Below are 26331 nucleotides of genomic sequence, written 5' to 3' on the forward strand. Positions count from 1 at the left end.
GCTACTGCCTATCCGAACACAGAGACGGAAGGCGAGGAGAGGTGACGATGGCACGAATGGTTCTCACGATCGGATTGCTGGCCACTCTGACCGGGTTCGCGGCGACCGCGGTGTCGGCGCAGCGTCCGGCGGGCTATCCCCGCTCCTATGACACGCTGATCGAAAGCGCACGCGCCGAGCGGCAGGTCAGGATCTATGGCAATGCCGATCGCGCCGAGCTGCTGCCGGTGGTCGCCGCGTTTCGCAAACGCTATCCCGGCATCACCGTCCTCTACGCCGATCTCGGATCGACCGAAATGTATCGCCGCTTCGTCGCCGAGACGCGCGCGCGGCGCCTGTCCGCCGATCTGGTCTGGTCGTCGGCGATGGATCTGCAGGTCAAGCTGATCAACGACGGTTTCGCGCAAAGCTATGCCAGCCCCGAAAAACCCGCGCTGCCCGCCGTCTCGGTCTGGAAAAACATGGGCTTCGGCGTCACCGCCGAGCCGATCGGGATCGTCTACAACAAGCGGCTGCTGCCGCCGGCGCGCGTGCCGCGGACGCATGCCGAGCTGGAGGCGCTGCTGCGGACGCAGCGTACCGCGCTGACCGGGCGCGTGACGACCTTCGATCCGTCACGCTCGAATGTCGGCTATCTCTATCTGTCGGAGGACATGGCGATCACGCGCGACACGCGGTCGTTGCTGGAGGCGATCGCGGCGACCAAGCCGGTCCTGTCGCGGACCAGCGAGCCGATGCTGCGCGGCGTCGCCGAGGGGCGGCAGGCGATCGCCTACAACGTCATCGGCTCCTATGCGCTCGAGCGCGCGAGCACCGATCCGCGGATCGGCGTGGCGTTCCTCAAGGACTACACGATCGTCACCTCGCGGATCGCGTTCATCGCCCGCGAGGCCGCGCATCCCGCCGCGGCCAAGCTGTTCCTCGACTTCCTGCTGTCGCGCGAGGGCCAGTCGCTGCTCGCAAAGCGCAGCCTCTGGCCGGTCCGCACCGACGTCCCCGCGCGCCGCCTTCCCGCTGCGCAGGCCCGACCGATCCGGGTCGGACCGCAGCTTCTCGTCACGCTCGATCATCTCAAACGCCAGCGCTTCCTGCGCGACTGGACCGCCCTTCTTGCCAACGGAGCCTTTTCCCGATGACCCCATTTCGTACCGGCTGCGCTCTCGTCGCGCTGATCATCGCGACACCCGCGCTCGCCCAGACCGGGGCACCGGCGCCCAGCGACGCCGACCTCGCCGCACTGGTCCGCGCGCAGGCGGCCGAGATCGCCACGCTCAAGTCCCGGCTCGACCGGCTCGAGACCAATGGGGTCGTCGCGCAGGCGGCCGCGCCCGCGGCCCCCGTCCAGCCGACCGGCGCCACACCGCAGCCGCAGCTCGCACAGACCGGCGAGCCCCGGCGCACCGTGCCGTTCGCGCCGCAGCTCGCGCCTCCCGGCCCTGCCGACCGCAGCGTCGCGCAGGCCGTGGCGGCACGCGACAATCCATCGGGCCTGACGACTGAATGGGGTGCGGGCCTGCCGGTCTTCCACTCGGCGGACGGCGTCTATACCTTCAAGCCGCGCGGCCGGATCCTGACCGATGTAAGCTCGAGCTTCGGGTCGAAATATGACGGCCGCAACATCACGACGACGGGCATGCGCGCGCTGCGCCTCGGTCTCGAAGGCGGCGTCGGCACGCACTTCTTCTATCAGTTCGAAAGCGACTTTTCCGAAAACGAGGTCGACGTCGTCACCGCGTTCGTCGGCTGGCGCAACCGTATCACGCCCGGTCTCGATTACGACGTGCGCGCAGGCCATCTGTTCAACGACCGCAGCTTCGAAGGATCGACCGGGTCGGACTCGACCCCGTTCCTCGAGCGCACGACGGTCGCCACCGCGATCATTCCGCAGCGCGGCTTTTACGGCATCGGCGTGATGCCGCGGATCTTCTGGAAGACCGGCCACGCGTCGGTCACCGTCACCGGCGACCGGATCGACGGCACGCAGACGGTCGGCGACAGCCGCACGGTGCTCGGCCGCGCGCACTGGAATCCGATCAAGTCCGACACCGGCGTGCTCCATCTCGGGCTCTGGGGTTTCGACGAATCGCTGTCGTCGGTTTCCGGCACGCTGACGCGCAACACGGTGATCGGCGGGCGCTTCAATGGCGCGCTGCGCGTGTCGAGCGGACCGCTTACGGGCGGCACCGGGACGACCGGCTACGGCGTCGAGCTCGGCGGCTATCGCGGGCCCTTGTGGGTGATGGGCGAAGCCGGCCAGCGCAATGCGCGGCTCGACGGTGGACGGCCCGACTTCGTCAGCAAGGCGTGGAGCGTGTCGGGTGGTCTGTTCCTCACCGGCGACCTGCCGCCCTATAACCCGCGGCTCGGCAGCTTCGGCCAGCCCAAGGTGCTCAAACCCACCTTCGATGGCGGCGTCGGGGCGATCGAGCTGACCGCGCGGTACGAGAGCCTCGATTACAGCGACCTGCTGACCGGCGGCGACGGCTGGGCCGCGACGGTCGGGGTGAACTGGTATCTCAACAGCTTCACCCGGTTCCAGGTCAACGCGATCCAGTGGAACACCGACAATCGTGCGGGCGACTATGTCGGCAACGACAGCGGCCAGACGGTCAGCGCGCGCGTCGGTGTGACGTTCTGATGCGTGGTGATGTTCGTAGAGCATTGCCCCCTCGCTCCGTCATCCTGACGAACGTCAGGACCCAGAGCCACAAGGGGCAGCGCTCGGTAACCCTGGGTCCTGACTTTCGTCAGGATGACGGGGGTTTTGCCCCCACCCCCCTTTTTCACGCCCTTTTCTAGGACGATGCGATGAACCTTGCCCTGCTTGGCTTCCTGATGGTCGCCACGTTCATGACGTTAATCATGACCAAGAAGATGACGCCGCTGGTCGCGCTGATCGTGATCCCCTCGATCTTCGGCGTCTTCGCCGGCGAGGCCGCGGGTCTCGGCCCGATGATGATCGACGGGATCAAGAACCTCGCGCCGACCGGCGTGATGCTGCTGTTCGCGATCCTGTTCTTCTCGACGATGACCGATACCGGCCTGTTCGATCCGCTGGTCGGACGGCTGATCCGGATGGTGCACGGCGATCCGATGCGAATCCTGATCGGCACGGTCGTGCTGTGCGCGCTCGTCAGCCTCGATGGTGACGGCTCGACGACCTACATCATCACGATCGCCGCGCTGCTGCCGCTGTACAAGCGCTATGACATGAACCGGCTGTATCTCGTCTGCCTGCTGATGACGACGAGCGGGATCATGAACCTGACGCCGTGGGGCGGGCCGACCGCACGCGCCGCGAGCGCGCTGAAGCTCGATCCCGCGACGCTGTTCCTGCCGCTCATTCCCGGCATGATCGCAGGGCTCGCCTTCCTCGTCGGGCTGGCGGTGTATTTCGGCCGCAAGGAGCGTGCGCGCATGGGCGAAGCGGGCATCACCGCGACCGACACGTTCACCGGCATGGCGGTGTCGCAATATCCCGAAGCGCGCCGGCCCAAGCTGATCTGGTTCAACGCCGCCCTCGTCGTCACGCTGCTGACGCTGCTGGTCTGGGGCATCCTGCCGCTGTCGGTGCTGATGATGCTCGCCTTCGCGATCGCGATGATCGTCAACTACCCCGGCGTCGCCGACCAGAAGGAACGCATCTCCGCGCATGCCGGCAACGTGCTCGCGGTGGTGTCGCTGATCTTCGCGGCGGGCATCTTCACCGGGATCCTCGGCGGCACCGGGATGGTCGAGGCGATGAGCAAGGCGGTGGTCGGCGTGATCCCGCCGGCGATGGGCCCCTATATGGCGCCGATCACCGCAGCGCTCAGCCTGCCCTTCACCTTCTTCATCTCGAACGACGCCTTCTATTTCGGGATGCTGCCGATCCTCGCCGAGGCGGGCGCGCATTACGGCGTCGCACCCGAGGCGATCGCGCGCGCGTCGCTGATGGGCCAGCCGGTCCATCTGCTCAGCCCGCTGGTGCCGTCGACCTATCTGCTCGTCAGCCTGGTCGGGATCGATCTGGCGGATCATCAGCGGTTCACGCTTGTGCCGGCGATCCTGGTCTGCGCGGTGATGACGGTGGTGGGCATGATCGCGCTCGCCTTCCCGTTCGTCGCCTGACCGGTCCGGCCGCCCGACGATGCCCCCCGCCATCCGCCCCCTGCTTCCCGCCACCGGAGACACCGCATGACCCGTTCGCCGATCCCGCTCGTGCTGCTCCCCGCCATGGGCTGTGACGGGCGACTCTGGGCACGGCAGATCATGGATCTGGCCGCGCTCGCCGAGCCCGAGTTCCATGACCTGTCGCAGGACGACACGCTGTCGGCGATGGCCGCGCGCGTGCTCGCCAAGGCACCGCCGCGCTTCGCGGTGTCGGGGGTGAGCCTGGGGGGGTATGTCGCGATGGAGATGGTGCGGCAGGCGCCCGACCGGGTCCTGCGTGTCGCACTGTTCGGCACGCGCGCGTCGATGACGATGCGTCCGCGGACGGTCGACGGCCAGGGGCTGCTCGCGACCGCCCCGCATGCCGATCCGCGGCTGACCGCGATCGTGGCGGGCCCGGTGCAGGCGATGGCGGACCGGGTCGGCAAGCCGGTCTTCGAACGCCAGCAACGCGCGCTGCTCGAACGGCCCGACATCAGCGATGCGATCGCCGCGATCCACGTGCCGACGCTCGTCGCGGTCGGCGATCGCGACCGGATCTGCACGCCCGACGATGCGCGCGCGCTGGCCACGCTGATCGAGGGCGCGCGGTTCCACGAGCTGCGGGGCTGTGGTCATCTCGCCCCGCTCGAACGACCGGGTGAGGTCACCGCCCTGCTGCGCAACTGGTTGCGCTGACACACGCGGCGGGTGTCCGAACAAAATGCGATCATGTTGATGCAGGTTGATAGGAATGGCGGGACATTCGCGCCGCCCGACCGCGTTGATGCTCGCCGATACCGGCTAGGAGAGAGCAGACATGGCCGTCAAATTTGCAGGAACGATGAACGCGATCAATCGCGGTCTCGACGCGACGAAGCCCGCCAAGGGCGCCGACATGGTCGAGGATTGGGAAGCCGCACTCGCCGATATCGAGACACCCGGCGCCAAGGGCATTCTTCGCGACCTGGCATCGCTGCGCAAGCAGCTCGAGAAGGACGCGCCGGACGCCGACCGCGTCCATGCGCTGCTGCACCGGCTTGGTGCCGCGACGACCAAGATCGCGGAAAAGGCTGACACGTCGCAGGACAAGCTGCGTGCGCTCGGCGAGGCACTGACCGAGGCGGGCGAGGATAGCCCGGACGAGGAAGAGGACGTCGCAGCAGCCGCAAGCCCGAAGCGCGCGCGCAAGAAGGCCTGAGGTTCAGGCGCGGGCCGGCACGTCAGCCAGCCCGCGCCTTTTTCTTATTCCGGCATCACGCCCGCAACAATGACTCGCAGCGGTGCCACGCGAGATCAGCGCGTCCAGGCATAGGGGCCGACGAGCGTCCCGACGAAGCCGCCCGCCATCCGGGTGCTCAGGAACCGGACGTCGACATCTGATGCGAGCGTGCGAGGCGTTGCGCCGGTCGTGTAGCTGAAGCGCATCGTGCCACCGGTGGCGTCGATCGTCAGCGTGACCGGGCCCGCCGGATCGACCGGCGCGCTTGCGACGAGCTGCTCCTTGCCTTCCTGCGTCGTATAGAGAGCCACGACGGGTTTCTCCGCTATCCGCGTCAGCCCGAAGAAGAGATGTGCCTTGTCGCTCTGCATCGCGGCTAGGCCGGCACGATCACCGGTTTTCGGCGAAAATCGCAGCGTGGTCGAGATCGTCGCGTCGTGATGCTGCTGGCGCCGGCCGACGAAGGCGGGAACGCCCGCGAGATCGCCCATCGGCGCGCCCCGGCCGAGCACGAGCTCTCCACCAGTGAGGCGATAAAAGGGTGCCTTGGGGGTGCGGACACCGACCCATTGCATCGCCAGACGATCGCCATCGAACTCGTCGACATAGGAAAAGGCGCCAGCCGTCGGCACGGGTGCCGGGCGTTGCCCAGGCAATCTGGGCGACGCTGCGACTTCGGGAACGCGCTGCCCCTTGGGCAGGATGATCGGCCAGCCATCCTTCCACGTCACGGGAAGCAGGAACGTTTCGCGTCCGATATTATAATAGTCGCCCGAATAGGGCCGGACCGCGAGGAAGGTCGCCCACCACTCGCCAGTCTGAGTCTGGACCAGCTCGGCATGCCCCGCCGATGTGATCGGCCGCGACCTCGCGGGGTCGAGATCACGCTGCGTCAGTATGGGGTTGCCGGCATAGGGCTCATAGCGGCCGCGCAGTGTCCGCGACCGGAGCACGACCTGAGAATGGTTGACGCTCGTGCCGCCCTCCGCGGCGGTCAGATAATACCAGCCATCCTTGCGGAAGATGTGCGGTCCTTCGATCCACACCGGCTTTTTCGACAGGTCGACACCGCCATTGACGAGCTGCGTGCTCTCGCCGACCATCTGCCCCTTGCGCCAGTCATATTCCTGGATCCAGATCGCCCGGTGCCCGTCATAGCGCGGGGGTTCGGCGGGGGCGCGGTTGTTGACGATATAGGCCTTGTCGCCTTCCCAGAAGATCGAGGGGTCGATGCCCTCGAACGGCAGCCAGATCGGGGCGGACCAGGGGCCGGCCGGATTGCGCGCGGTGATGACGAAATTGCCTTTGCACTCGACGCAGGTGTTGACGATGTAGAAGACGCCATCGTGATAGGAGATGTCGGGCGCAAACACCGCCTGCGACGTCCGCATGCCGGTGAAGTCGAGCTGATCGGGGCGGTCGATCGCGTTGCCGATCTGAGTCCAGTTCACGAGGTCGCGCGAATGGAAGACCGGCAGTCCGGGGAAATGCGCGAACGACGAATTGACGAGATAATAGTCCTCGCCCACCCGGGTGACCGACGGATCGGGATAATAGCCCGACAGGATTGGGTTGCGATACTGGTTGCGCTGCAACGGTGCCGCGCCGGGCGACCGCCCCTCATAGCTGAAACGGCTGAACCGGGGCGATGCGTCGGACGGCGCAGCGGCGGTCTGCGCCGGGCTGCCCTGCGCGACGCTGGTGCCGGCGAGCGCGATGAGAGCGAGGGTGAGGATGCGCATGAGGGGGAATCCTTTGTCCGGGGCGGGCGGCGGTACCAAAACTGGGTCGTTCGTGTCCTTCGACGGCTGCCGGGACGATCGCGCAGTGGCGACCGTCCCGACCGTCGGTCCTAGAAGGTGCCGCGCAGGCCGATCAGGAACTGACGACCCGGCTTATACTGCGTGAAGGTCGCATTCTCGAACTGGAAATAGGACCGCAGCGTCGCGTCGGTGAAGTTCGACACGTTGACCGTCAGCTGCGGTGCGCCCGCCAGGCCGAAGATCTTGTCGAGATCGAACGACGACGAGAAGTCGTAGGTCGTATAGTCCGTCCCGAACAGCGCCGCCGCCGGGATACCGTTCTGCGCCGCGCCGCTATTCTGTGCGCCCTGACGCGAGGTCGTCGCCACCCGGAGCATCACGCCGTTCTTCTCGTAGAAGCCGGTGATGTTGTAGGTGAAGGGCGACACGCCGAACGCCGTTGCCGGGCCATCGCTGCGCTGGTCGACGATCGTCGCATTGGCATTGAAGCCGAAGCCCGTGACGCCGATCATCCGGGTCAGGAAGTCGAGCGGCTGGACCCACTGGAATTCGAGGCCGTTGATCGTCAGCTTGTTGGGGACGTTGACCTGCGACGTGACCTGGACCTGCGCGACGCCGGGGCCGCCGCGCGACTGGATCGCGAACTGCTGGTTGGCGTTGAGCGTGTCGAAGGTGATGCCGTATTGCGCCAGCGCCGCGAACGGCACGGTGTTGATCGCGGTATTGGTGAACCCCTCGATCGACTTGCGGAACGCGTTGAAGCTGACGACGCCTTCACGGCCGGTATAATATTCGAAACCGAGGTCGAGGTTCGTCGACATATACGGCTTGAGCGCCGGGTTGCCGATGTTCGCCTGATCCGCCGACGGCGCACCGAAGTTGACCCCGGGAAGCTGCGCCGAGGGGTCCGGACGCGTCATCGTACGCGAGCCGGCGACACGCACCACCGCCTGGTCGCCAAGGTCATAGGCGAAGGTCGCAGCGGGAAGCCATTTGGAATAGACGTTGCGCGTCGACACCTCGCTGACGATATTCACGTAACGGCTGCCGTCGGGCAAGCTCGCGCCCGTGCTGGTCGTGTTGCGCGGATCCGGCAGCGAGACGCGGCCTGTGATCGTCTGGATCGTGTTGACGTAGCGTACACCGACATTGAACCGCAGCGTGTTGTCGCCGATCTGCTGCGCGCCGTTGAGCGTGGCGAAGGCGGATTTTACGACCTCGCGGATCGCACCGCCGCTGGCGCCGGTGTTGGCAGCCCCCGTTTCGGGCGCCGCGTCGTGGAAGCTGTCATAGTTGGTGGCGGCGGCAAAGGCCGGCCAGTCGACCGTGACGAACCCTGCCGGGCCGGGCTTCAGATAGCCGGGCACCGCCGCATTGGGGACCAGCGAGCCGCCATAGCTGACCGGCCCCGCCAGGCCGGTGGTCGCGCCCGTGCCATAGCCGGGATAGCTCGGATAGCCCGCCGGCGCGGCGCCGGGGGCGTCGAGGCCTGCGCAGGGCGGCTGGGTGTTGGGCGATGCGACGAACACGTTGGGATTGTTGCCGCAGACGGCATTCTGCCACGCCTGGCTGTTGTCGAACCCGCGGATCCGCCGCGACACGTCGTCGAACGCGCCGCCGATCTTGAGGTTGAGCGCCTTGCCGCCCCAGGTCAGATCGCCACGCGCGCCCTTGCTCTTGTTGAGACGCCGCTCGTCCTGGATGCCGACCCGGCTGCCCGCGTTCCAGCCGAAATTCGCGGGATCGTTGAGATCGAGCCCGCTCTGGATCGTCGGGATCCCGCCGGTGTTGCTGTAGGTGACGGTATTGCCGACGCCGAGCGGGGTGGTGAGGCCCACGGTCGGACTCTCACGGTGGAAGGTCGACCGCGCATAATTGCCCTGCAGCGAGGCATTGAGCGTCGGCGAGATCTCCCATTCGCCGCCCGGGTTGATGCTGACCAGCTTGGTCGTCTCGGTATAGGGGCGGAATTCGTTGAAGAACTGCGCGTTTGCAAACGTGCCGCCGGTCACGACGCACCCGATCGTGCAATCGGGATTGTCGAAGGTCAGGTTGGTCGGAATGATCGCGCCGTTGCGGACGATCCAGGCCATGTTCTCGCGGGTGAGTTCGTTCTTCTTGTAGCCGTACAAACCATCGATGTAGAAATGCAGCGCATCGGTCGGCTGCCATTCGGTGCTGACAATCGCGTTGATCCGGTCGCGCGGGCCGCGGATGCTGGTCGTGCGACCGAGCCGCGGGAGCAGCGCATTGTCGATCTGCTGGATCGTCGCGCCCGGGTTGTTCGCGAGCAGAAACGCCCGGTCGATCGGCGTCCCCGCGACCAGCCCGGCGCCGGCGCCGGCGGGCACCACCGCCGGGATCGTCCAGTTGCCGCCGCCAGTCGTGTTGCAGCCCGACGTGGCGCCGCACTGCGCCGCGGTCAGCGCCGGATTGGTATAGCCAATCGTCTCGAACCCGCGCGTATCGGTGAACAGCCTTTGTGCCGACACGCCGGCCAGGATCCCGAACGTGTCGGTCCGCCAGCTGCCGATCAGCGCGCCGCGCGCGCCGATCCGGTCTTCGGGCGACTGGCGCGTACCCTGGACGTTATAGTTCAGGAATCCGGTCGCGCGGTCGAGCGGACGTGCCGAGCGCAGATCGATATTGCCCGCCGCGCCGCCCTCGAGCAGGTCGGCGGTATAGCTCTTGTTGACGGTCAGCTTGGTGAACAATTCGGTCGGGAAGAAGCTCAGGTCGACCGAGCGGTCCGTACCCTGCGCGTCGGTCGCGCCCGACGACGCGACGGCGATCGTCGCGCCGTTGAGCGTCACGTTGGTGAAGTTCGATCCGAGCCCGCGGATCGCGACATTGGTCCCCTCACCCGTCACGTCGCGCGTGATCGTGATGCCGGGAATGCGGTTGAAGGATTCGGCGATGTTGGTGTCGGGAAACTTACCGATATCCTCGGCAAAGATCGAATCGGTGAAGCCGGTCGACGCGCGCTTGGCATCGGTCGACTTGGCGAGGCTCGACCGGTAGCCGGTGACGACGATGTCCTCGCTGGGCGTGCCCTGCGTGTCCTCGGTCTGCGGCGCGGGCGGCGTTGCCGGGGCTGGATCCTGACCATTGTCCGGCACCTGCTCCTGCGGCGGCGGCACCGTCTGCGCCAGCGCGATCGACGGCGCCAACACGGTCAATGTGGTAGCGCACAACAAGGCTGCACGCGTCAAACGCGCCGGTCGAAATGCCTTCATGATCAGGGTCCTCTCTATGGGGTCGTCGCCGTTCGTTGCGGCATACGAAGTCAGTACTGGGGCGCGGAAAGCGGGTCCCGGTTTGGCTAAAACGTGGTGCTGTTTGCGTATTTGATCAGCCGGTAGGCGCGGAGGGCTACCCGAGCTGACTCAGGGGAAGCGCCGTAGCGGCACGCCTGCCTGGGGCATCCGCCGGCCGATCTGGCGGCCGCGACATTGGCCGGACACTTTCATGGTCACTCATCCTATCCCTCATGAAACCGTCTGACGCAGTCTAATGTTACCGGTATCTCGCCATGATTGGTTAGCGAGTCAAGCCGGTTTTGGTTTGGCCAATCCTTTAAGATCTCCCCAGAGACCGCGAGCACGTCGGATAGGGCGGTCCGTGGTGCATTTTGTCCTCAAAGGTTGCCCGCTGCCGCCGGTAAGGGAAGGCCGTAGGCACGCTGCCGCTATTCCGCGTTGACGCAGTGCAGCATAAAACCTACCAGCGCGCGCTCCCGAAATGCTAAGCCCGACCAGGCGCGGCCTTGCCCAGCGCCGGAGGCGCCGCTTTCCCATGACCACGACCTTCGCTGACCTCGCTCTGGCGCCCTTCCTGCTCGAGGCGCTCGCCGAACAGGGCTATGCCCACCCGACCCCGATCCAGGCGCAGTCGATCCCGCAGCTGCTGCAGGGCCGCGACATGCTCGGCATGGCGCAGACCGGCACGGGCAAGACCGCCGCGTTTCGTGCTCCCGCTGCTCCACCGGCTCGCCGCCGATCCCCGCCCTGCCCCCAGGGGCGGCGCGCGCATCCTCGTCCTCGCGCCGACGCGCGAGCTCGTGTCGCAGATCGCCGCCGGGTTCGAGAGCTTCGGCCGCCATCTGAAGCCGAGCGTGATGACGATCTTCGGCGGCGTCAGCCAGTTCCACCAGGTCAAGGCGCTCGAGGCGGGCGTCGACATCATCGTCGCGGCGCCCGGCCGTCTGCTCGATCTGGTCGAACAGGGGCTTTGCGACCTGTCGGCGCTCGAGGCGCTGGTGCTCGACGAGGCCGACCAGATGCTCGACATGGGCTTTGCCAAGCCGATCGAGCGGATCGTCGCGACCTTGCCCGCGGACCGGCACACGCTGCTGTTCTCGGCGACGATGCCAAAGTCGATCGCGACGCTGGCCGACAGCCTGCTGCGCGATCCGGCGAAGGTCGAGATCGCCCCGCCCTCGACCACGGTCGACCGGATCGAGCAGTCGGTGATGTTCCTCGATGCCGCAAACAAGAAGGATGCGCTGCTCGCGCTGCTGCGCACGCCCGACATCGGTCAGGCGGTCGTGTTCACGCTCCAGAAGAACATCGCCAACGACGTCTGTGCGTTCATCGGCGAAGCGGGGATCACCGCCGAGGCGCTGCACGGCAACAAGTCGCAGGGTCAGCGCGAGCGCGCGCTCGACGCGTTCCGTGCCGGCACCGTCCAGGTGCTCGTCGCGACCGACATCGCGGCACGCGGGATCGACGTCGACACGGTGACTCACGTCTTCAATCACGACCTGCCGAGCCTGCCCGAAAGCTATGTCCACCGGATCGGCCGGACCGGACGTGCGGGCCGCAGTGGTTTCGCGGTCACGCTTTGCGACGCCGAACAGCGCGCATGGCTCCACGACGTCGAGCGCGAGATCGGGCGGACGCTGACCGTGCACGACGATCACGAATGGCATTGCGAAGTCGCGCGTCACTCGACCAAGCGTGCGCCGGTGCTGGGCGGTGGCCCGGTCAAGCAGGTCAAGGCGCCCAAGCCGCCGCGCGAGCGCAAGGTGTGGACCGAGGAAGAGAAGCTCGCCGCGCGTATGGCCGCCCAGGCCGCCTGACCGCGGGGCACCGTGTCGACCCCGTCGTGACGGCGGGGGCGACGCATGGTCATTCCCCGGTTTGCGGCTTAGGCTGCCGCGATGGCCATGATCCTTCGACACGCCCGCACGCCGGTGATCCTGTTGGCGATGCTGACGACGGCGCCCAGTGCCCCACCGACCGAGCGGGCACGGTGGGCGGCGCAGGCGGCACGCGTGACGATCACCCGCGACGATTGGGGGATCCCGCATGTCCGCGGCCGGTCCGACGCGGATGCGGTGTTCGGGCTGATCTACGCACAGGCCGAGGACGACTTCGCGCGGATCGAGGCGAATTACCTGACCGCGCTCGGCCGCAGTGCGGAGGCTGACGGCGAGGACGCGGTCTGGGCCGATTTGCGGCAGCGGCTGTTCGTCGATCCGGCCGAACTCCAGCGCGACTATGCGGCAAGCCCCGGCTGGCTGCGGACGCTGATGCAGGCCTGGGCCGACGGGCTGAACTATTATCTGGCGACCCATCCGCAGCGGAAGCCACGGGTCCTCACCCGGTTCGAGCCGTGGATGGCGCTGAGCTTTACCGAAGGCAGCATCGGCGGCGATATCGAGCGGATATCGCTGAGTGACCTCAAGACCTTCTACGGCACGCCGACGCCGCCCAGCCCTGAAGAGCTGGGCATGGTGCCGCGCGAACCGTCGGGGTCGAACGGCATCGCGATCGCGCCGCGCCTGACCGCGAACGGTCATGCGCTGCTGCTGATTAACCCGCACACCAGCTTCTATTTCCGCTCCGAGGCGCAGATGACGAGCGACCAGGGGCTCAACGCTTACGGCGCAAGCACCTGGGGCCAGTTCTTCATCTATCAGGGTTTCAACCCGTCTGCGGGCTGGATGCACACCTCGTCGACGGTCGACAATGTCGATGACTTTGCTGAACGGGTCGTCCGCGGCGACACGGGCTACCGCTATCGCTACGGCAAGGCGCTGTGGAAGGTCACCACGAGGGTCGTCACTTTACGCGTCCGCAACGCCGACGGCACCTCGGGCACGCGCCGCTTCACGACCTATCGCACGCATCACGGCCCGATCGTCGCGAGCAAGGCGGGACGCTGGATCGCGACCGCGCTGATGTGGAAGCCCGTGCCTGCGCTCGAGCAAAGCTATCTGCGGACCAAGGCGACCGATCTGGCGGGCTATATGGCGGTCGCGCAGCGCAAGGCGAATTCGTCAAACGACACGCTGTTCGCAGACACCAAGGGCGAGATCGCGTTCCTGATGCCGCAGTTCATGCCGGTCAGGAGCGACCGGTTCGACTATACCCGGCCCGTCGACGGCAGCGACCCGGCGACCGACTGGCGCGGCCTGCACGGGCTCGCCACGCTGCCGAGCGTCGCGAACCCGCGCACCGGCTGGGTGCACAACACCAATGACTGGCCCTGGAGCGCGGCCGGACCTGATAGTCCGCGGGCGGCGGACTATCCCCGCTACATGGATCAGGTCGGCGGCAATGCGCGCGGCGTCCATGCGGATCTGCTGCTGACCGGGAAACGCGGCTGGACCGCGGAGACGCTGCATGCCGCCGCCTATGATTCCTACCTTCCCGCCTTTGCGCGGCTTCTCCCCGGCCTGGTCGCCTCCTGGCGGGCGCTGCCGGCCAGCGATCCACGCCGGGCGAAACTCGCCGCGCCGATCGCGCTGCTCGATCGCTGGGATCACCGCTGGGGCTATGGCTCGGTGGCTACCAGCCTTGCGGTGTTCTGGGGCGACCAGCTGTGGCGCGAGGTCGGCGGGTTCGCACAATCCGAGCGGATGAACGTACCCGATTACATCGCGACGCGCGTCACGCCGGAAGCGAAGCTGGCCGCGCTGTCGGTTGCGGTCGATCAGCTGGCCCGTGACTTTGGCGACTGGCGGACGCCGTGGCAGGCGATCAACCGCTTCCAGCGGCTCGACGACGCGATCCAGCCGCATTTCGACGACGCGCGAGCATCGACACCGATCCCCTTCACCTCCGCGCAATGGGGCAGCCTCGCATCGTTCGGCGCCAAGCGCTGGCCGGGGACGAAGCGCTATTACGGGACCAGCGGCAACAGCTTCGTCGCGGTCGTCGAATTCGGACCGCGGGTGAAGGCGACGGCGGTGATGGTCGGCGGCCAGAGCGGCGATCCCGCGTCCCCGCACTTCGCCGACCAGGCCGCGCGCTACGCCGGCGGCACGCTGCGCCCGGTCTATTTCCATCCCGACGAGCTCAAGGGGCATGTCGCCCGGGAATACCGCCCCGGCGCCTAGGTCTTTCGAATGGCGACGGTGCGCGCCAGTTCGTCGCGCGCCAGCAGGATCTTGCGGCGCACGTCGATCGGCAACGACCGCTGCTCGCCAAGAAAATCGTCGACGATCCGCAGCGCGTCCGGGCTCACCTGCCCGCCGATGAACGCGTCGATCCAGGCGGGCAGGAAGAAGATGCGGCGATTCTGCCGGATCCACAGCAGGCGATCGAGCGCGGGTCGCAGGAACCCGATCGTCAGCGCCGCCTGCCCGTCCGCATTGAACGCGCCGAGGCTTTCGCTCGCCCATGCCTCGTTGAGCGTGGCATCGTTGAAATAGCGCTTGAAATAGGCGGTCTTCACCGCGGCCCGCGGGGATGCAGCCTCGGCGACGAAGGCATCCTTGGCGGCCTCGGTCGAGGTATCGCGCGCGCGCTCGGCGGTGAAGCGCGTGCCCGCGTCGGGCGCACCGATCGTGATCAGCCGCCGGACGATCGCCCAGCGCGTCGGCTGGCGGATCGGCTCGCCGGCCAGTCGCGCGCTGCCGTCGAGCAGGGCGCGGAGGCGGTCGAGCGCGAGCGGCGTCCGTGCGGTCGCGATCAGACGGTCGAGCGCGTCCTTGCGCAGTCCATAGCCGATCGCCGCATCGTCGATCCGCGCGAGCAGCGCGGTCTCCCAGCCCGCCCGGAGCCCCGCGCCGCGTGCCTCGGTGAGATAGACGTCGAGCGCCGCTGCCCCGCGCGACAGGATCGCGCGCGATATCTGTTCGTCGCGCTCGGCGGGAAGCGCGCGCAACAGCACCGCAAGATAGCGTTCGGGCGGCAGCCGGCGGTCGCGGACGACGTCCCAGAGCGCGCTCCACAGCATCGCGCGCAACAGGCTGTCCGTCACGCTGCCGACCCGCGCCGCGATCCACGCGACGGTCCGGTCGTCGGGCATGAACAGGCCGTAACCCTGGTCGTCGTCATTCGCCCAGACATAGTCGGGCGCGGGCAGTCCGGCGGCCTTGTCGACGGTCGCGACCGCCCCCTCGAAGCGTGCGTCGAGCACGATGTCCTCGCGGTCGTGGTAGCCGAGGCGGACGCGCACCTTCATCGGCCAGGCGCCACCCGGATCACCCGGCAGCCTGCTCTCCGGTCGCTGCTTCAAAACGAGCGCGTCGATACGCCCCTGCGCGAGCGTCAGCGCGGTCTCGATCCGCGGCAGCCCTGCGCGCAGGACATAGTTGCGACCGAACGCAGCCAGATCGATGCCCGACGCCTCACCCACCGCGCCGAGCAGATCCTGCCAGGTCGCATTGGCATAGCCATGCCGGGTGAGGAACAGGTGCAGGCCGCGCCGGAACCCGTCCTCGCCGACGAAGAACGCCAGCTGCTTGATGACCGCCGGCGCCTTGTTGTAGACGATCGGTCCGTAATTGCTCTTGGCGGCGTCGAGATTGTCGAGCGATTGCCAGAGCGGTGCCGTGCCGCTGGTCGCGTCGGCGCGATAGGCCGGCGTCTTGATCGACAGAAGGAACGTCGTCCAGGCGTTGCTGTCCGGCTGCAGGTCCGCCTGGATCCGCGCGGCCATGAAGGTCGAGAACCCCTCCTTCAGCCACAGATCGTCGAACCAGCGCATCGTGACGAGGTCACCGAACCACTGGTGGCTGATCTCGTGATAGATGGTCTGGTCGCGCGCCAGCCGTTGCGGCAATGTCGGCGGTTCGCGGAAGACGAAGCGGTCCTCATTGTAGAAGACCGCGCCCACATGCTCCATGCCGCCGAAGGGAAAGGCCGGCGCGAGCACGAGGTCGAGCTTGGCGAAGGGAAAGGCGATGCCGAACCAGTCCGCAAGCCAGCGCACCGCTGCGCGATTGGTCGCAAGCTGTGTCTCGGCATCGACCTCGGCGGCGCGCGAATGGCGGGCGTAGAGCGTGATCGGCTGCTCCCCGGCGGGGGCCGAAGTCGTACCGACCCAGGGTCCGGCGGCAAAGGCGGCGAGATAGGTGGAGATCGGCACGGTCTCCGCGAACCGCCAGCGGGTCGCGGCGCCTGTCGGAGTCTTCGCGGCGACCGGTCCGTTGGCGATCACCGTCCAGCCCTCGGGCGCGACGACGTCCCAGCGGATGCGGGCCTTGAGGTCGGGCTGATCGAAGCAGGGAAACAGCAGATTGGCGTCCGACGGGACCAGCAATGTGTAGAGATAGGTCCGCCCGTCGGCCGGGTCCTTGAAACGGATGATCGCGGCGCCTGCGCTCGCGATCGGGGTCTCGAAGCGCGCCGACACGCTGTTGGCTCCGGTCTTCAGCACGCGCGCTGGCAGCACGAGATGACCATCGCGTCGCGCAGTGGCCGGGACCGCCACGCCGTTCGCCTCCAGCCCGGTCAGCATCGTCCCGCGGAAATCGAGGACGAGGTCGCCGCTGTCCCTGACCCGGTCGAACCGGATCACGACCGACCCGACCGCGCGGTCGGCGGCGGTGACGTCGAGCGAGATGGCGTAGCGCACCCGCGCGATCTGTGCCGCCCGCCGCTGCGCCAAGGCGAGCGATACGCCCGGCCCGGTCAGCGGATCGGCGGCGACGGCCGCCTGCGCCATTCCCGGCCAGCCGATCGCCGGGAGTGCGAGCGCGCCCTTCAACAGGGCGCGGCGGTCCGCTTCGCGCGGCATGTCCGGATGCATCGTCGCACCCCTTATTGCCGGTGTGCGGCGATGTAGCGACCGACCTGCTCGTCGAGCACGTCCAGCGGCAGCGCCCCCTGGTCCAGCACGGCCTCGTGGAAATCGCGAATGTCGAACCGCGACCCCAGTTCGCGTTCGGCGCGCGCGCGCAGTTCGGCGATCTTGAGCTGGCCGACCATGTAGCTGGTCGCCTGCCCCGGCCAGTTGAAATACCGGTCCACTTCGCGCGCGATATCCTTGTCGGACACCGAGCTGTTCGCCTTGAAATAGGCGATCGCCTGGTCGCGGTTCCAGCGCTTTGCATGGATGCCCGTGTCGAGCACCAGCCGGATCGCGCGCCATACCTGGAGCGACAGCATGCCGAACCGCGCATAGGGATCCTTATAGACCCCCATCTCGTTCGCCAGCCGTTCCGAATACAGCCCCCATCCCTCGATATAGGCGCCATAGCCGCCGAACTTGCGGAATTTGGGGATGCCGGTCAGTTCCTGCTGGCGCGCGATCTGGAAATGATGCCCCGGCGCGCCCTCATGCGCGGCGATGCCGGCGACCTGAACCTTCTGCGTCTGGTTCATGTCGACCAGGTTGACGTAATAGATTCCGGGCCGCGATCCGTCCGCCGACGGTGGGTTGTAAAAGGCGGTGGACGCGGTGCCCTCCCGCCATTTCTCGACCGCGCGCACCTCGAGCGGCGCCTTGGGCAGGGTCCGGAAATAGCGGGGGGCGGCCGCCATCACCGACGCGATCACGCCGCGCGCGTCGCCGAGATACTGTTCGCGCCCCGCACTGGTGTTGGGATATTTGAACTGGGGATCGGTGCGGATCTTGTCGAAGAACTGTTCGAGCGTGCCGGTGAAGCCGACCTCGCGCTTGATCGCCTCCATCTCCTGCCGGATCGCGGCGACCTGTTTCAGGCCCAGATCGTGGATCTGGTCGGCGGTCAGCGCGGTCGTGGTGGAGGTCTTCAGCCGGTCGGCATAATAGGCCGCGCCATCGGGCAGATTCCAGGCCCCGAAATTGCCCTTCGATTGCGGCTCGATCGCATCGAGCGTCGCGAACAGCCGGTCATAGCCGGCACGGAACGGCCCTGTCAGCGCCGCGCGCGCCTCCTCCAGCAACGCCGCCTTGGTCGCCGCGGGCACTGCCAACGCGGTCACCTTCTTGCGGAAATCGGCCATGACCGTCGAATCCGCGCCCGCGTCGAACGGGGCACCGACCAGCACGGCGCGTGCATCGGCGCGGGCGGGTGCGAAGTTGACTTTGTTGGGGATGATTCCCGCCGCCGCCTGCTCGCGCATCGTCGTGCTGACCTCGCGCATGACGCGCTCGGTATCGCGCAGCCGTGCGATATAGGCCTGCGCGTCGGCGAGCGTATCGACCTTGTGGTTGTTGATCAGCAACACGGGGATGTCGCCCGCGGGGCTGCCGTTGGTCGTGACGGGGAAGCGCAGCTTGCGGAAGCGCAGCGATTGCCGCCCGCGGTCGACCTCATATTCGAACAGCCGGTAACTGACCCGCGCACTCTCGCCCAGATCGTCGGGACGGAACCGCGATCGCATGGCCTTCAGCTGCCGCTCCGACAGGGCCTGCGCGCGAACCGCGGCGTCGTCTGTATAATCGTCGAGCCGATCATAATGCGTCTTCAGGCCGAGCTGGGTCAGCGATTCCGGGCTGAGATCAAGCTGTTCGTCATAGGCCTTGTCAAGGAATGCGAGCAGTGCCACATCCTGCGCCGCGACGCGCTGGGTCTCCACCGGCACCGGGGCGGCGGCGAGGACGATCGGCACGGTGGGCAGCAGCAATAGGGCAAAGGCAAGACGCATTACATTCTCCTGTCGAATGCGTGCTTGTCGCGCGCGGATCCCGTCAGCGCAATCACGGACCGCCAATTGCATGGCCGCTCCAGCGTCAGGTGCGAAATTGGCGATCGCGCGTTCATGCCATGATGAAAGACCTTCCTACTCTGCTGCGCGAGCGGGCCAGCTCCGGCGCCAAGGCCCGGATCGTCGGGCAGGTGCGTGCGCTGTTCAACGACCAGGCGCGCGGCGAGGCGCCGGTCGAGCGCAGCGCTGCGGCGATGTTCGCGCCCGATGCGGTGATCGGCACAGTGCATGGCGACGTGGTCAGCATGATGGTCGGCGGCGTCGCGGCACTACTGCTGCAGATGCTGCACCCGGCAGTTCTGGCGGGCGTCTGGGATCATTCGAACTTCCGCACAGACATGCTCGGCAGGCTCCGGCGCACCGCGCGGTTCATCGCGGTCACGACCTATGGCGAGCGCACCGATGCGGAGGCGGTGATCGCGCGTGTCCGCGCGGTGCACGCGCACATCGCCGGTACGCTCCCTAACGGCACGCCCTACCGAGCGGACGATCCCGCGCTGCTCGCCTGGGTCCATGTCTCGGAGGCCTGGTGCTTTCTCGCCGCGTGGCAGCGTTTCGGCGACCACCGGCTCGGCATGGCCGAGCAGGACGCCTATTATGCAGCGTTCGCCGAGGTCGGCGAACTGCTTGGCGCCGCATCGCTGCCGCGGGATCGGGCGGGAACGGACCGTTATCTGCAGACCATGCGCCCGCAGCTCGTCGCGGATGCCCGGACGCGCGAGGTTGCCCGGTTCGTGCTGGAGCAGACGCCCGCGAACCCGCTCGCCCTGCCCGTCCAGCGTATCGTGATGCAGGCCGCGGTCGATCTGCTGCCCGAATGGGCGCGGCGGATGCATGGGCTGGCGGGGTCGCCGGCGTTGATGCGGCCCGTCGTCACGTCGGGCACACGCAATCTGGCGAGAACATTGCGCTGGGCGTTTGTCGACCAATAGCCGATCCCCGGCCGTCGCGATTAAACTACCAGACGGTATGTTAATCTGGTTGACAGGTTTCCGCGGCGCTTTATATACCAGCCGGTAGACAAACAGTCCCGGCCGATGGTCGGTCAAATTGTCGTCCGTCAATCGTCTTCCGGCCAGCGAAGTTGCCGACACTGTCCTAGTCGAACGCCAAGAGTTCCGCAGTTTTCAGACCGGTTACGGCGTAATGCCGGCGACCGGATATCGTCCACGCTTGTCATCTGGACTGTCGATGCCGCGCGCACCGACGATCGGTGACGCATGTCCATTACAACGGGGGGCAATCCCATGGCATATCCCAGATTCACGTGCACGTCAGCCGATCGATCACGGAGCGATGCGGCATGACCGTGTTCACCCCGATCAAGACGGCCGACGCCACGCCGGTGGCGGCCCCTGCCCCCCGACGCAGACCCGTGTGGCAGCGCGGCGCGATGCTGCTCGTGCCCGTCGCGCTGGTTGGCGCGATCGGCGTCCGCCTGCTCGATCAGCCCGATGCGGCGATGGCAGCGCCCCCGCCCGCCTCGGTGACGGTGGCGTCCCCGTTGGTGCGGCAGGTGAGCGAATGGGACGATTATGTCGGCCGGTTCGCGCCAAGCCGCAGTGTCGAGATCCGGCCGCGCGTGGCGGGCGAAGTCACCGGCGTCCACTTCCATGACGGCGATATCGTCCGCAAGGGACAACTGCTCTTCACGATCGACACGCGTCCGTTCGCCGCCGCGCTGGCCGAAGCACACGCCAACGTCGCAAGCGCCAGGAGCGCATTGTCACTCGCGCGGACCGACCTCGGCCGTGCGCAGCGGCTGGTCGCGGACGAAGCCGTCTCGGCGGGTGAGGTCGACGCGCTGCGTGGCAAGCTCGAAGCCGCCAGCGCCGCACTCGCCGCCGCGCAGGCGCGCGAACGTGCCCGCGCACTCGACGTCGGCTTCACGCAGGTTCGCGCGCCGATCGGCGGGCGCATTTCCGATCGCCGCGTCGATGCCGGCAACCAGGTCGCGGGCGGCGAAGGCACCGGCGGCACCGTGCTGACGACGATCAACGCGCTCGACCCGATCTACTTCAATTTCGACGGGTCGGAGGCGCTCTACCTCAAGACGCAGCGCGCGCGGCAGCCCGGTGCGGTGCCAGCGGCGGTCGAGATCCAGCTGCAGGACGAGACCGAGCATCGCTGGAAGGGCAAGCTCGACTTCACCGACAACGGGCTCGACCAGCGATCGGGCACGATCCGCGGCCGCGCGGTAATCGCCAACCCCGGCTATTTCCTGACGCCGGGGATGTTCGGCAACATGCGCCTCGCCAGTGCGGGGACGCGTCAGGCGTTGCTGGTGCCCGACGATGCGGTGCAGACCGATCAGGCGCGCAAGGTGCTGCTGACGATCGATGCGAAGAACGTCGTGAGCCAGAAACCGGTCGAACTCGGGCCAGTGATCGATGGCCTGCGGATCGTCCGCTCGGGGATCGGGCCGAACGACCGGGTCATCATCCAGGGGACGCAGATGGCCATGCCTGGCGCGACGGTTGCGCCGAAGGCGGGCCGGATCGCGGTCGCGACGGGGGCCGCAGCGCCGGCTTCGGTCCAGCCCATCTCGGGTGAGGCCACGCTCTCCCAATAAAGTCCGTCATCCTGACGAAAGTCAGGATCCAGAGTTCGAAACGTCACGCTGTTGGCTCTGGATCCTGATTGTCATCAGGATGACGGAGCGATCGAGCGCGCCCCTCTACCGAGGAAATCCCCATGCGCTTCTCGCGCTTCTTTATCACCCGGCCGATCTTTGCGGGCGTGATCGCGGTGATCATCACGATCGTCGGTGCGATCGCCTATATGGCGCTGCCGGTGTCGCAATATCCCGACATCGTCCCTCCCACCGTCACCGTCAGCGCGACCTATCCGGGCGCGTCGGCCGAGACGGTCGCCGAAACCGTCGCCGCGCCGATCGAGCAGGAGATCAACGGCGTCGACAACATGCTCTACCAGTCGTCGCAATCGACCGGCGACGGCAAGGTGACGATCACCGTCACCTTCAAGATCGGCACCGACCTCGATGCCGCGCAGGTGCTCGTCCAGAACCGCGTCGCGGTCGCGGTGCCGCGCCTGCCCGAGGACGTCCAGCGATTGGGCGTCGTCACGCGCAAGACCTCGCCCGACTTCCTGATGGTCGTGAACCTCGTCTCGCCCGACAACTCGCTCGATCGCGGCTACATCTCCAACTACGCGCTGACTCAGGTCCGCGATCGCCTCAGCCGCATCGACGGCGTCGGCGACGTGCAGCTGTTCGGCGCGCGCGATTATTCGATGCGCGTCTGGATCGACCCCGGCCGTGCCGCCGCGCTTGACCTCACCGCGGGCGAGATCGTCGCAGCGCTCCGCGCGCAGAACGTCCAGGTCGCCGCCGGCACGCTCGGCCAGCCGCCCTATGACAAGGGCAACAGCGCGTTTCAGCTCAACGTCGAGACGCAAGGGCGCCTGACCGATCCCAAGCAGTTCGCGGACGTCGTCATCCGCACCGACGCGCAGGGCCGCCAGGTCCGCGTCTCGGACGTCGCCCGCGTCGAGCTCGGTGCGCAGGATTACGGCGCCAACACCTATCTCAGCGGCAAGCCCACCGTCATCGCCGCGGTCTTCCAGCGTCCCGGCTCGAACGCGCTCGGCGCAGCGCAGGCCGTCACCGCCGAAATGGAGAGCATGTCGAAGCGCTTTCCCAAGGGCCTGGAATACAAGGTCATCTACAACCCGACCGAATTCATCGCGCAGTCGATCGACGCGGTGAAGCATACGTTGTTCGAGGCGATGATCCTCGTCGTGCTCGTCATCCTCGTCTTCCTGCAGAAATGGCGCGCGGCGATCATCCCGATCGTGGCGATCCCGGTCTCGCTGATCGGCACCTTCGCGGTGCTCGCCGCATTCGGCTACAGCCTCAACAACCTGTCGCTGTTCGGCCTCGTCCTCGCGATCGGCATCGTCGTCGACGACGCGATCGTCGTGGTCGAGAATGTCGAGCGCAACCTCGAACACGGGCTCTCGCCGCTGGAGGCCGCGCGCACGTCGATGGACGAGGTGTCGGGTGCGCTCGTCGCGATCGTGCTCGTGCTGTGCGCGGTGTTCATCCCGACGGTGTTCCTGACCGGGCTGTCGGGCGCGTTCTACCGCCAGTTCGCGGTCACGATCTCGACCGCGACGATCATCTCGCTGCTCATCTCGCTGACGCTGTCGCCGGCGCTCGCCGCGATGCTGCTCAAGCCCAACGTCCCTACAGGATCGGGCAACCGGCTGACCACGGTGCGCCGCGCGGGCGATGCCTTCAACCGCGGGTTCGAGCGGATGAGCGAAAGCTATGGCCGCCTCACCGCGCGCCTCGTCGCCGCGCCGAAGCGGATGATGGTCGCCTATGCCGCGCTGATCGCGGTCACGGTCGGGGTCTTCATGGTCACCCCGTCGGGCTTCGTCCCTGCGCAGGACCAGGGCTATTTCCTGACCGTCATCCAGCTGCCCCCCGGCTCGTCGGTCGAGCGTACCGACGCGGTAATGCAGAAGGTCGCAAAACGCATCCTGCCGCTTGCCGGCGTCAAGGGCGCGGTCATGCTCGCGGGCTTTGACGGCCCATCGCAGACCCTCGCCCCGAACTCGGCCGCCGCTTATATTCCGCTCAAGAGCTTTGCCGAGCGCAAGAAACTCGGCGTCACGCTCGCCAGCATCATGGCGGAATCGCAGAAGGCGACCGGCGACATCACCGAGGCACGCCTGCTGATCGTCCCGCCGCCCTTGATCCAGGGCATCGGCTCGGCCGGCGGCTATCGCCTGATGGTTCAGGACCAGGGCGGCCACGGCTATGGCGACCTCGGCAAGACGAGCTACGACCTGATCGGCAAGGCGAACCAGACCAAGGGCCTGGCGCAGGTCTACACCTTCTTCGATACCGCCACGCCGCGCATCTTCGCCGATGTCGACCGCGCCAAGGCCAATCTGCTCGGCGTCCCCCCAGAGCGCGTGTTCGAGGCGTTGCAGGTCTATCTCGGCTCGGCGTTCGTCAACGACTTCAACCTGCTGGGGCGCACCTACCGCGTCACCGCGCAGGCCGACGCACCGTTCCGCAACACCACCGCGGACATCGCCAACCTCAAGACCCGCTCCAATTCGGGCCAGATGGTCCCGGTCGGCTCGGTCTCGACGTTCCGCGACAAGACCGGCCCGTACCGCGTCGTCCGATACAACCTGTTCCCGGCGGTCGAGGTCGATGGCGACACTGCGAAGGGCTATTCCTCGGGCCAGTCGCTGGTGGCGATGGAAAAGCTCGCCGATGCGTCGCTGCCCGCGGGCTATGCGCATGAATGGACCGGCATCGCCTACCAGCAAAAGGCGGCCGGCAGCACCGCCGCCTTGGTCTTCGGGATGGCCGTGCTGTTCGTCTTCCTTGTCCTCGCCGCGCAATACGAAAGCCTGACGCTGCCGCTCGCGATCATCCTGATCGTGCCGATGTGTTTGCTCGCCGCGATGACCGGGGTGAACCTGCGCGGCATGGACAACAACGTTCTCACGCAGATCGGGCTGGTCGTGCTCATTGCCCTGGCCGCGAAGAACGCGATCCTCGTGGTCGAGTTCGCCAAGCAGGCCGAGGAACAGGACGGGCTGTCGCCGGTCGAGGCGGCGGTGCGTGCGGCGAAGGACCGATTGCGGCCGATCCTGATGACGAGCTTCGCGTTCATCCTCGGCGCGGTGCCGCTGGTGATCGCCGACGGGGCCGGCGCCGAACTGCGCCAGGCGCTCGGCACCGCGGTGTTCTTCGGGATGATCGGCGTGACCGGGTTCGGGCTGCTTTTCACCCCCACCTTCTACGTCGTCGCACGGGCGCTGGCGCTGCGGTTCGAACGCCGCCGCGCTGCCCCCGCCGCGACCCTACAGCCAGCCGAATAGGACCAGCCTCATGAAGTCCCTGCTTCTCGCGAGCCTCTCGGCGCTGACGCTCGCCGCGTGCGCCGCCGGCCCCGACTATGTCGCGCCGATCACCCCGCCCAAGGCCGCCGCATCGTTCGTCACCGCGAACGCCGCTACGATCACGACCGCGCCCGATAACGACTGGTGGCGGATGTACCGCGACCCGGCCCTCGACGGCCTCGTCGCCGACGCGCTGGCGGCGAACACCGACCTGCGCGTCGCGGTCGCCCGGCTCGACAGCGCGCGCGCGTCGTTGCGCGGCGCCAAGACCGATCGCGAGCCACAGGTGAACGCCAGCGGCAGCGGCAATTACTCCCGGACGTCGCAACTCCAGAACCTGCCCGGCTTCGACCGCGAGCGCGCCACCTACGATGTCGGGCTCGACGTCAGCTACGAGGTCGATCTGGCCGGCCGCGTCCGCCGCAACGTCGAGGCCGCGCGCGGCGACGTCGGCGCGGCGCAGGCCGATGCCGACGCGGTGCGGGTCTCGATCGTCGCCGCCACAACGCGCGCCTATGTCGACGCCGCATCATCCGCCGAACGCCTCGCGGTCGCCCGGCGGATCGTCGACCTGCTCGACAAGTCGAACACGCTGACCGGCAAGCGGGTCGATGCAGGTCGCGCCGCGCGTCTCGATCAGGTCCGGATCGCCGCCCTACGCGATCAGCGCGCCGCCAACATCCCGCAGATCGAGGCCGAGCGCCAAGCCGCGCTCTTCCGGCTCGCCACGCTCACCGGCCGCACCCCGCAGGACCTGCCCGCCAGCGCCGGCGCACGCACGACCACGCCATGGCTCGACCGGCCGATCCCGATCGGCGACGGCGCGAGCCTGCTAGCTCGCCGTCCCGACGTCCACGCCGCCGAACGCCGCCTCGCCGCCGCCACCGCACGGATCGGGGTGCAGACGTCGCAGCTCTATCCGCAGATTGCGCTCGGCGGGTCGATCGGCTCGACCGCGCTCAGCGTCGGCGACGTCTTCACCGGCGGGCCGGTCCGCTGGTTGCTGGGCCCGCTGCTCAACTGGACGGTCAATCAGTCCGCCGCCCGCGCCCGCATCGCCGGTGCGGAGGCCGACACGCGCGGCGCGCTGGCCAGCTTCGACGGCAGCGTGCTGACCGCGCTCGAGGAAACCGAGACCGCGCTGTCCAACTATGCGCGCGAACTCGATCGCCGCACGCAGCTGCAATCCGCGCACGACAACGCCGCCACCGCCGCGCGCATCACCCGCGCGCGCCAGCGTGAGGGCCAGATCGACTTCCTCGACGTCCTCGATGCCGAGCGGACGCTGGCGGATACCGATACCGAGCTTGCCGCGGCGGACGCCCGCATCGCGGGGGCGCAGGTCGATCTGTTCCGTGCACTCGGCGGGGGATGGCAGGCGCCGGGGCGCCCTGCCGGCTGACACCGGCGCGGCATCGTCGCGTGTCACTGATCCGTCCCCGACACGTCATCAAACTGT

At 67.6% G+C, this 26331-nt stretch carries 15 protein-coding genes and 1 pseudogene; 12 read left to right on the forward strand and 4 right to left on the reverse strand.

Annotated features, from left to right (window positions below; translation table 11 throughout):
- Positions 1-47: 47 nt before the first annotated feature.
- The 5 genes from C8J24_RS15770 to C8J24_RS15790 all read left to right on the forward strand — a co-directional run bounded on the left by C8J24_RS15770 (position 48) and on the right by C8J24_RS15790 (position 5332).
- Positions 48-1136, forward strand: a complete 1089-nt coding sequence (locus C8J24_RS15770) for an ABC transporter substrate-binding protein (RefSeq protein ID WP_107933830.1) — start codon at positions 48-50, stop codon at positions 1134-1136.
- The gene (locus tag C8J24_RS15775; RefSeq protein ID WP_107933832.1) at positions 1133-2638 is read left to right on the forward strand and encodes an OprO/OprP family phosphate-selective porin; all 1506 of its coding nucleotides are present in this window, start codon (positions 1133-1135) and stop codon (positions 2636-2638) included. Before C8J24_RS15770 ends, C8J24_RS15775 begins: the two co-directional genes overlap by 4 nt.
- Before the next feature lie 170 nt (positions 2639-2808).
- Complete coding sequence (locus tag C8J24_RS15780) at positions 2809-4110, forward strand: CitMHS family transporter (RefSeq protein WP_056408458.1); 1302 nt, start codon at positions 2809-2811, stop codon at positions 4108-4110.
- A gap of 66 nt (positions 4111-4176) precedes the next feature.
- Positions 4177-4830: an alpha/beta fold hydrolase gene (locus C8J24_RS15785; protein ID WP_107933834.1), complete on the forward strand. Its 654-nt coding sequence runs from the start codon at positions 4177-4179 to the stop codon at positions 4828-4830.
- A gap of 121 nt (positions 4831-4951) precedes the next feature.
- A complete protein-coding gene (locus C8J24_RS15790; protein ID WP_031394795.1) occupies positions 4952-5332 on the forward strand; it encodes a hypothetical protein in 381 nt (126 codons plus the stop codon).
- A 95-nt stretch (positions 5333-5427) separates the two neighbouring features.
- Here the strand turns inward: C8J24_RS15790 and C8J24_RS15795 are convergent, their stop codons facing one another.
- Positions 5428-7095 (reverse strand): glycoside hydrolase family 43 protein, encoded by a 1668-nt coding sequence (locus C8J24_RS15795; protein WP_107933836.1) that lies wholly within the window; start codon positions 7093-7095, stop codon positions 5428-5430.
- 110 nt (positions 7096-7205) lie between these two features.
- Positions 7206-10352, reverse strand: coding sequence for a TonB-dependent receptor (locus tag C8J24_RS15800; RefSeq protein WP_107933838.1), 3147 nt, complete (start codon positions 10350-10352; stop codon positions 7206-7208).
- A gap of 559 nt (positions 10353-10911) precedes the next feature.
- On the opposite strand from C8J24_RS15800, the pseudogene C8J24_RS17995 reads away from it, so the two are divergent.
- From C8J24_RS17995 to C8J24_RS15810, 3 genes and pseudogenes are all read left to right on the forward strand, one after another.
- Positions 10912-11037 (forward strand): annotated as a pseudogene (locus tag C8J24_RS17995) (hypothetical protein); the annotation flags it as partial.
- A gap of 46 nt (positions 11038-11083) precedes the next feature.
- The gene (locus C8J24_RS18000; RefSeq protein ID WP_277352416.1) at positions 11084-12196 is read left to right on the forward strand and encodes a DEAD/DEAH box helicase; all 1113 of its coding nucleotides are present in this window, start codon (positions 11084-11086) and stop codon (positions 12194-12196) included.
- An 81-nt stretch (positions 12197-12277) separates the two neighbouring features.
- A complete protein-coding gene (locus tag C8J24_RS15810) occupies positions 12278-14461 on the forward strand; it encodes a penicillin acylase family protein (protein WP_107933840.1) in 2184 nt (727 codons plus the stop codon).
- Here C8J24_RS15810 and C8J24_RS15825 read toward each other — a convergent pair.
- The gene (locus tag C8J24_RS15825; protein ID WP_244180771.1) at positions 14458-17100 is read right to left on the reverse strand and encodes a M1 family metallopeptidase; all 2643 of its coding nucleotides are present in this window, start codon (positions 17098-17100) and stop codon (positions 14458-14460) included. The two genes, C8J24_RS15810 and C8J24_RS15825, sit on opposite strands and share 4 nt — an antisense overlap.
- Positions 17101-17111: 11 nt before the next feature.
- Positions 17112-18923 carry a DUF885 domain-containing protein gene (locus tag C8J24_RS15830; protein ID WP_107933846.1) on the reverse strand — a complete coding sequence of 604 codons (1812 nt, stop codon included), beginning with the start codon at positions 18921-18923 and terminating at the stop codon, positions 17112-17114.
- 119 nt (positions 18924-19042) lie between these two features.
- Here C8J24_RS15830 and C8J24_RS15835 point away from each other — a divergent pair, with 119 nt between their 5' ends.
- The 4 genes from C8J24_RS15835 to C8J24_RS15850 all read left to right on the forward strand — a co-directional run bounded on the left by C8J24_RS15835 (position 19043) and on the right by C8J24_RS15850 (position 26274).
- Positions 19043-19915, forward strand: coding sequence for an oxygenase MpaB family protein (locus C8J24_RS15835; RefSeq protein WP_244180772.1), 873 nt, complete (start codon positions 19043-19045; stop codon positions 19913-19915).
- Positions 19916-20286: 371 nt separating this feature from the next.
- Positions 20287-21555 (forward strand): efflux RND transporter periplasmic adaptor subunit, encoded by a 1269-nt coding sequence (locus tag C8J24_RS15840; RefSeq protein WP_107933848.1) that lies wholly within the window; start codon positions 20287-20289, stop codon positions 21553-21555.
- Positions 21556-21677: 122 nt separating this feature from the next.
- Positions 21678-24851, forward strand: a complete 3174-nt coding sequence (locus C8J24_RS15845) for an efflux RND transporter permease subunit (RefSeq protein WP_107933850.1) — start codon at positions 21678-21680, stop codon at positions 24849-24851.
- A gap of 10 nt (positions 24852-24861) precedes the next feature.
- Complete coding sequence (locus C8J24_RS15850) at positions 24862-26274, forward strand: efflux transporter outer membrane subunit (RefSeq protein ID WP_107933852.1); 1413 nt, start codon at positions 24862-24864, stop codon at positions 26272-26274.
- The last annotated feature ends 57 nt before the right edge of the window (positions 26275-26331 follow it).

Origin of the sequence: Sphingomonas aerolata (assembly GCF_003046295.1) — a bacterium.
In the GTDB taxonomy this organism is placed as follows: domain Bacteria; phylum Pseudomonadota; class Alphaproteobacteria; order Sphingomonadales; family Sphingomonadaceae; genus Sphingomonas; species Sphingomonas aerolata.

Coding starts and splice junctions, on each gene's coding strand:
- C8J24_RS15770 (WP_107933830.1), top strand. CDS start 48: ATGGCACGAATGGTTCTCACGATCGGATTGCTGGCCACTCTGACCGGG.
- C8J24_RS15775 (WP_107933832.1), top strand. CDS start 1,133: ATGACCCCATTTCGTACCGGCTGCGCTCTCGTCGCGCTGATCATCGCG.
- C8J24_RS15780 (WP_056408458.1), top strand. CDS start 2,809: ATGAACCTTGCCCTGCTTGGCTTCCTGATGGTCGCCACGTTCATGACG.
- C8J24_RS15785 (WP_107933834.1), top strand. CDS start 4,177: ATGACCCGTTCGCCGATCCCGCTCGTGCTGCTCCCCGCCATGGGCTGT.
- C8J24_RS15790 (WP_031394795.1), top strand. CDS start 4,952: ATGGCCGTCAAATTTGCAGGAACGATGAACGCGATCAATCGCGGTCTC.
- C8J24_RS15795 (WP_107933836.1), bottom strand. CDS start 7,095: ATGCGCATCCTCACCCTCGCTCTCATCGCGCTCGCCGGCACCAGCGTC.
- C8J24_RS15800 (WP_107933838.1), bottom strand. CDS start 10,352: ATGAAGGCATTTCGACCGGCGCGTTTGACGCGTGCAGCCTTGTTGTGC.
- C8J24_RS15810 (WP_107933840.1), top strand. CDS start 12,278: ATGGCCATGATCCTTCGACACGCCCGCACGCCGGTGATCCTGTTGGCG.
- C8J24_RS15825 (WP_244180771.1), bottom strand. CDS start 17,100: ATGCATCCGGACATGCCGCGCGAAGCGGACCGCCGCGCCCTGTTGAAG.
- C8J24_RS15830 (WP_107933846.1), bottom strand. CDS start 18,923: ATGCGTCTTGCCTTTGCCCTATTGCTGCTGCCCACCGTGCCGATCGTC.
- C8J24_RS15835 (WP_244180772.1), top strand. CDS start 19,043: ATGATGAAAGACCTTCCTACTCTGCTGCGCGAGCGGGCCAGCTCCGGC.
- C8J24_RS15840 (WP_107933848.1), top strand. CDS start 20,287: ATGACCGTGTTCACCCCGATCAAGACGGCCGACGCCACGCCGGTGGCG.
- C8J24_RS15845 (WP_107933850.1), top strand. CDS start 21,678: ATGCGCTTCTCGCGCTTCTTTATCACCCGGCCGATCTTTGCGGGCGTG.
- C8J24_RS15850 (WP_107933852.1), top strand. CDS start 24,862: ATGAAGTCCCTGCTTCTCGCGAGCCTCTCGGCGCTGACGCTCGCCGCG.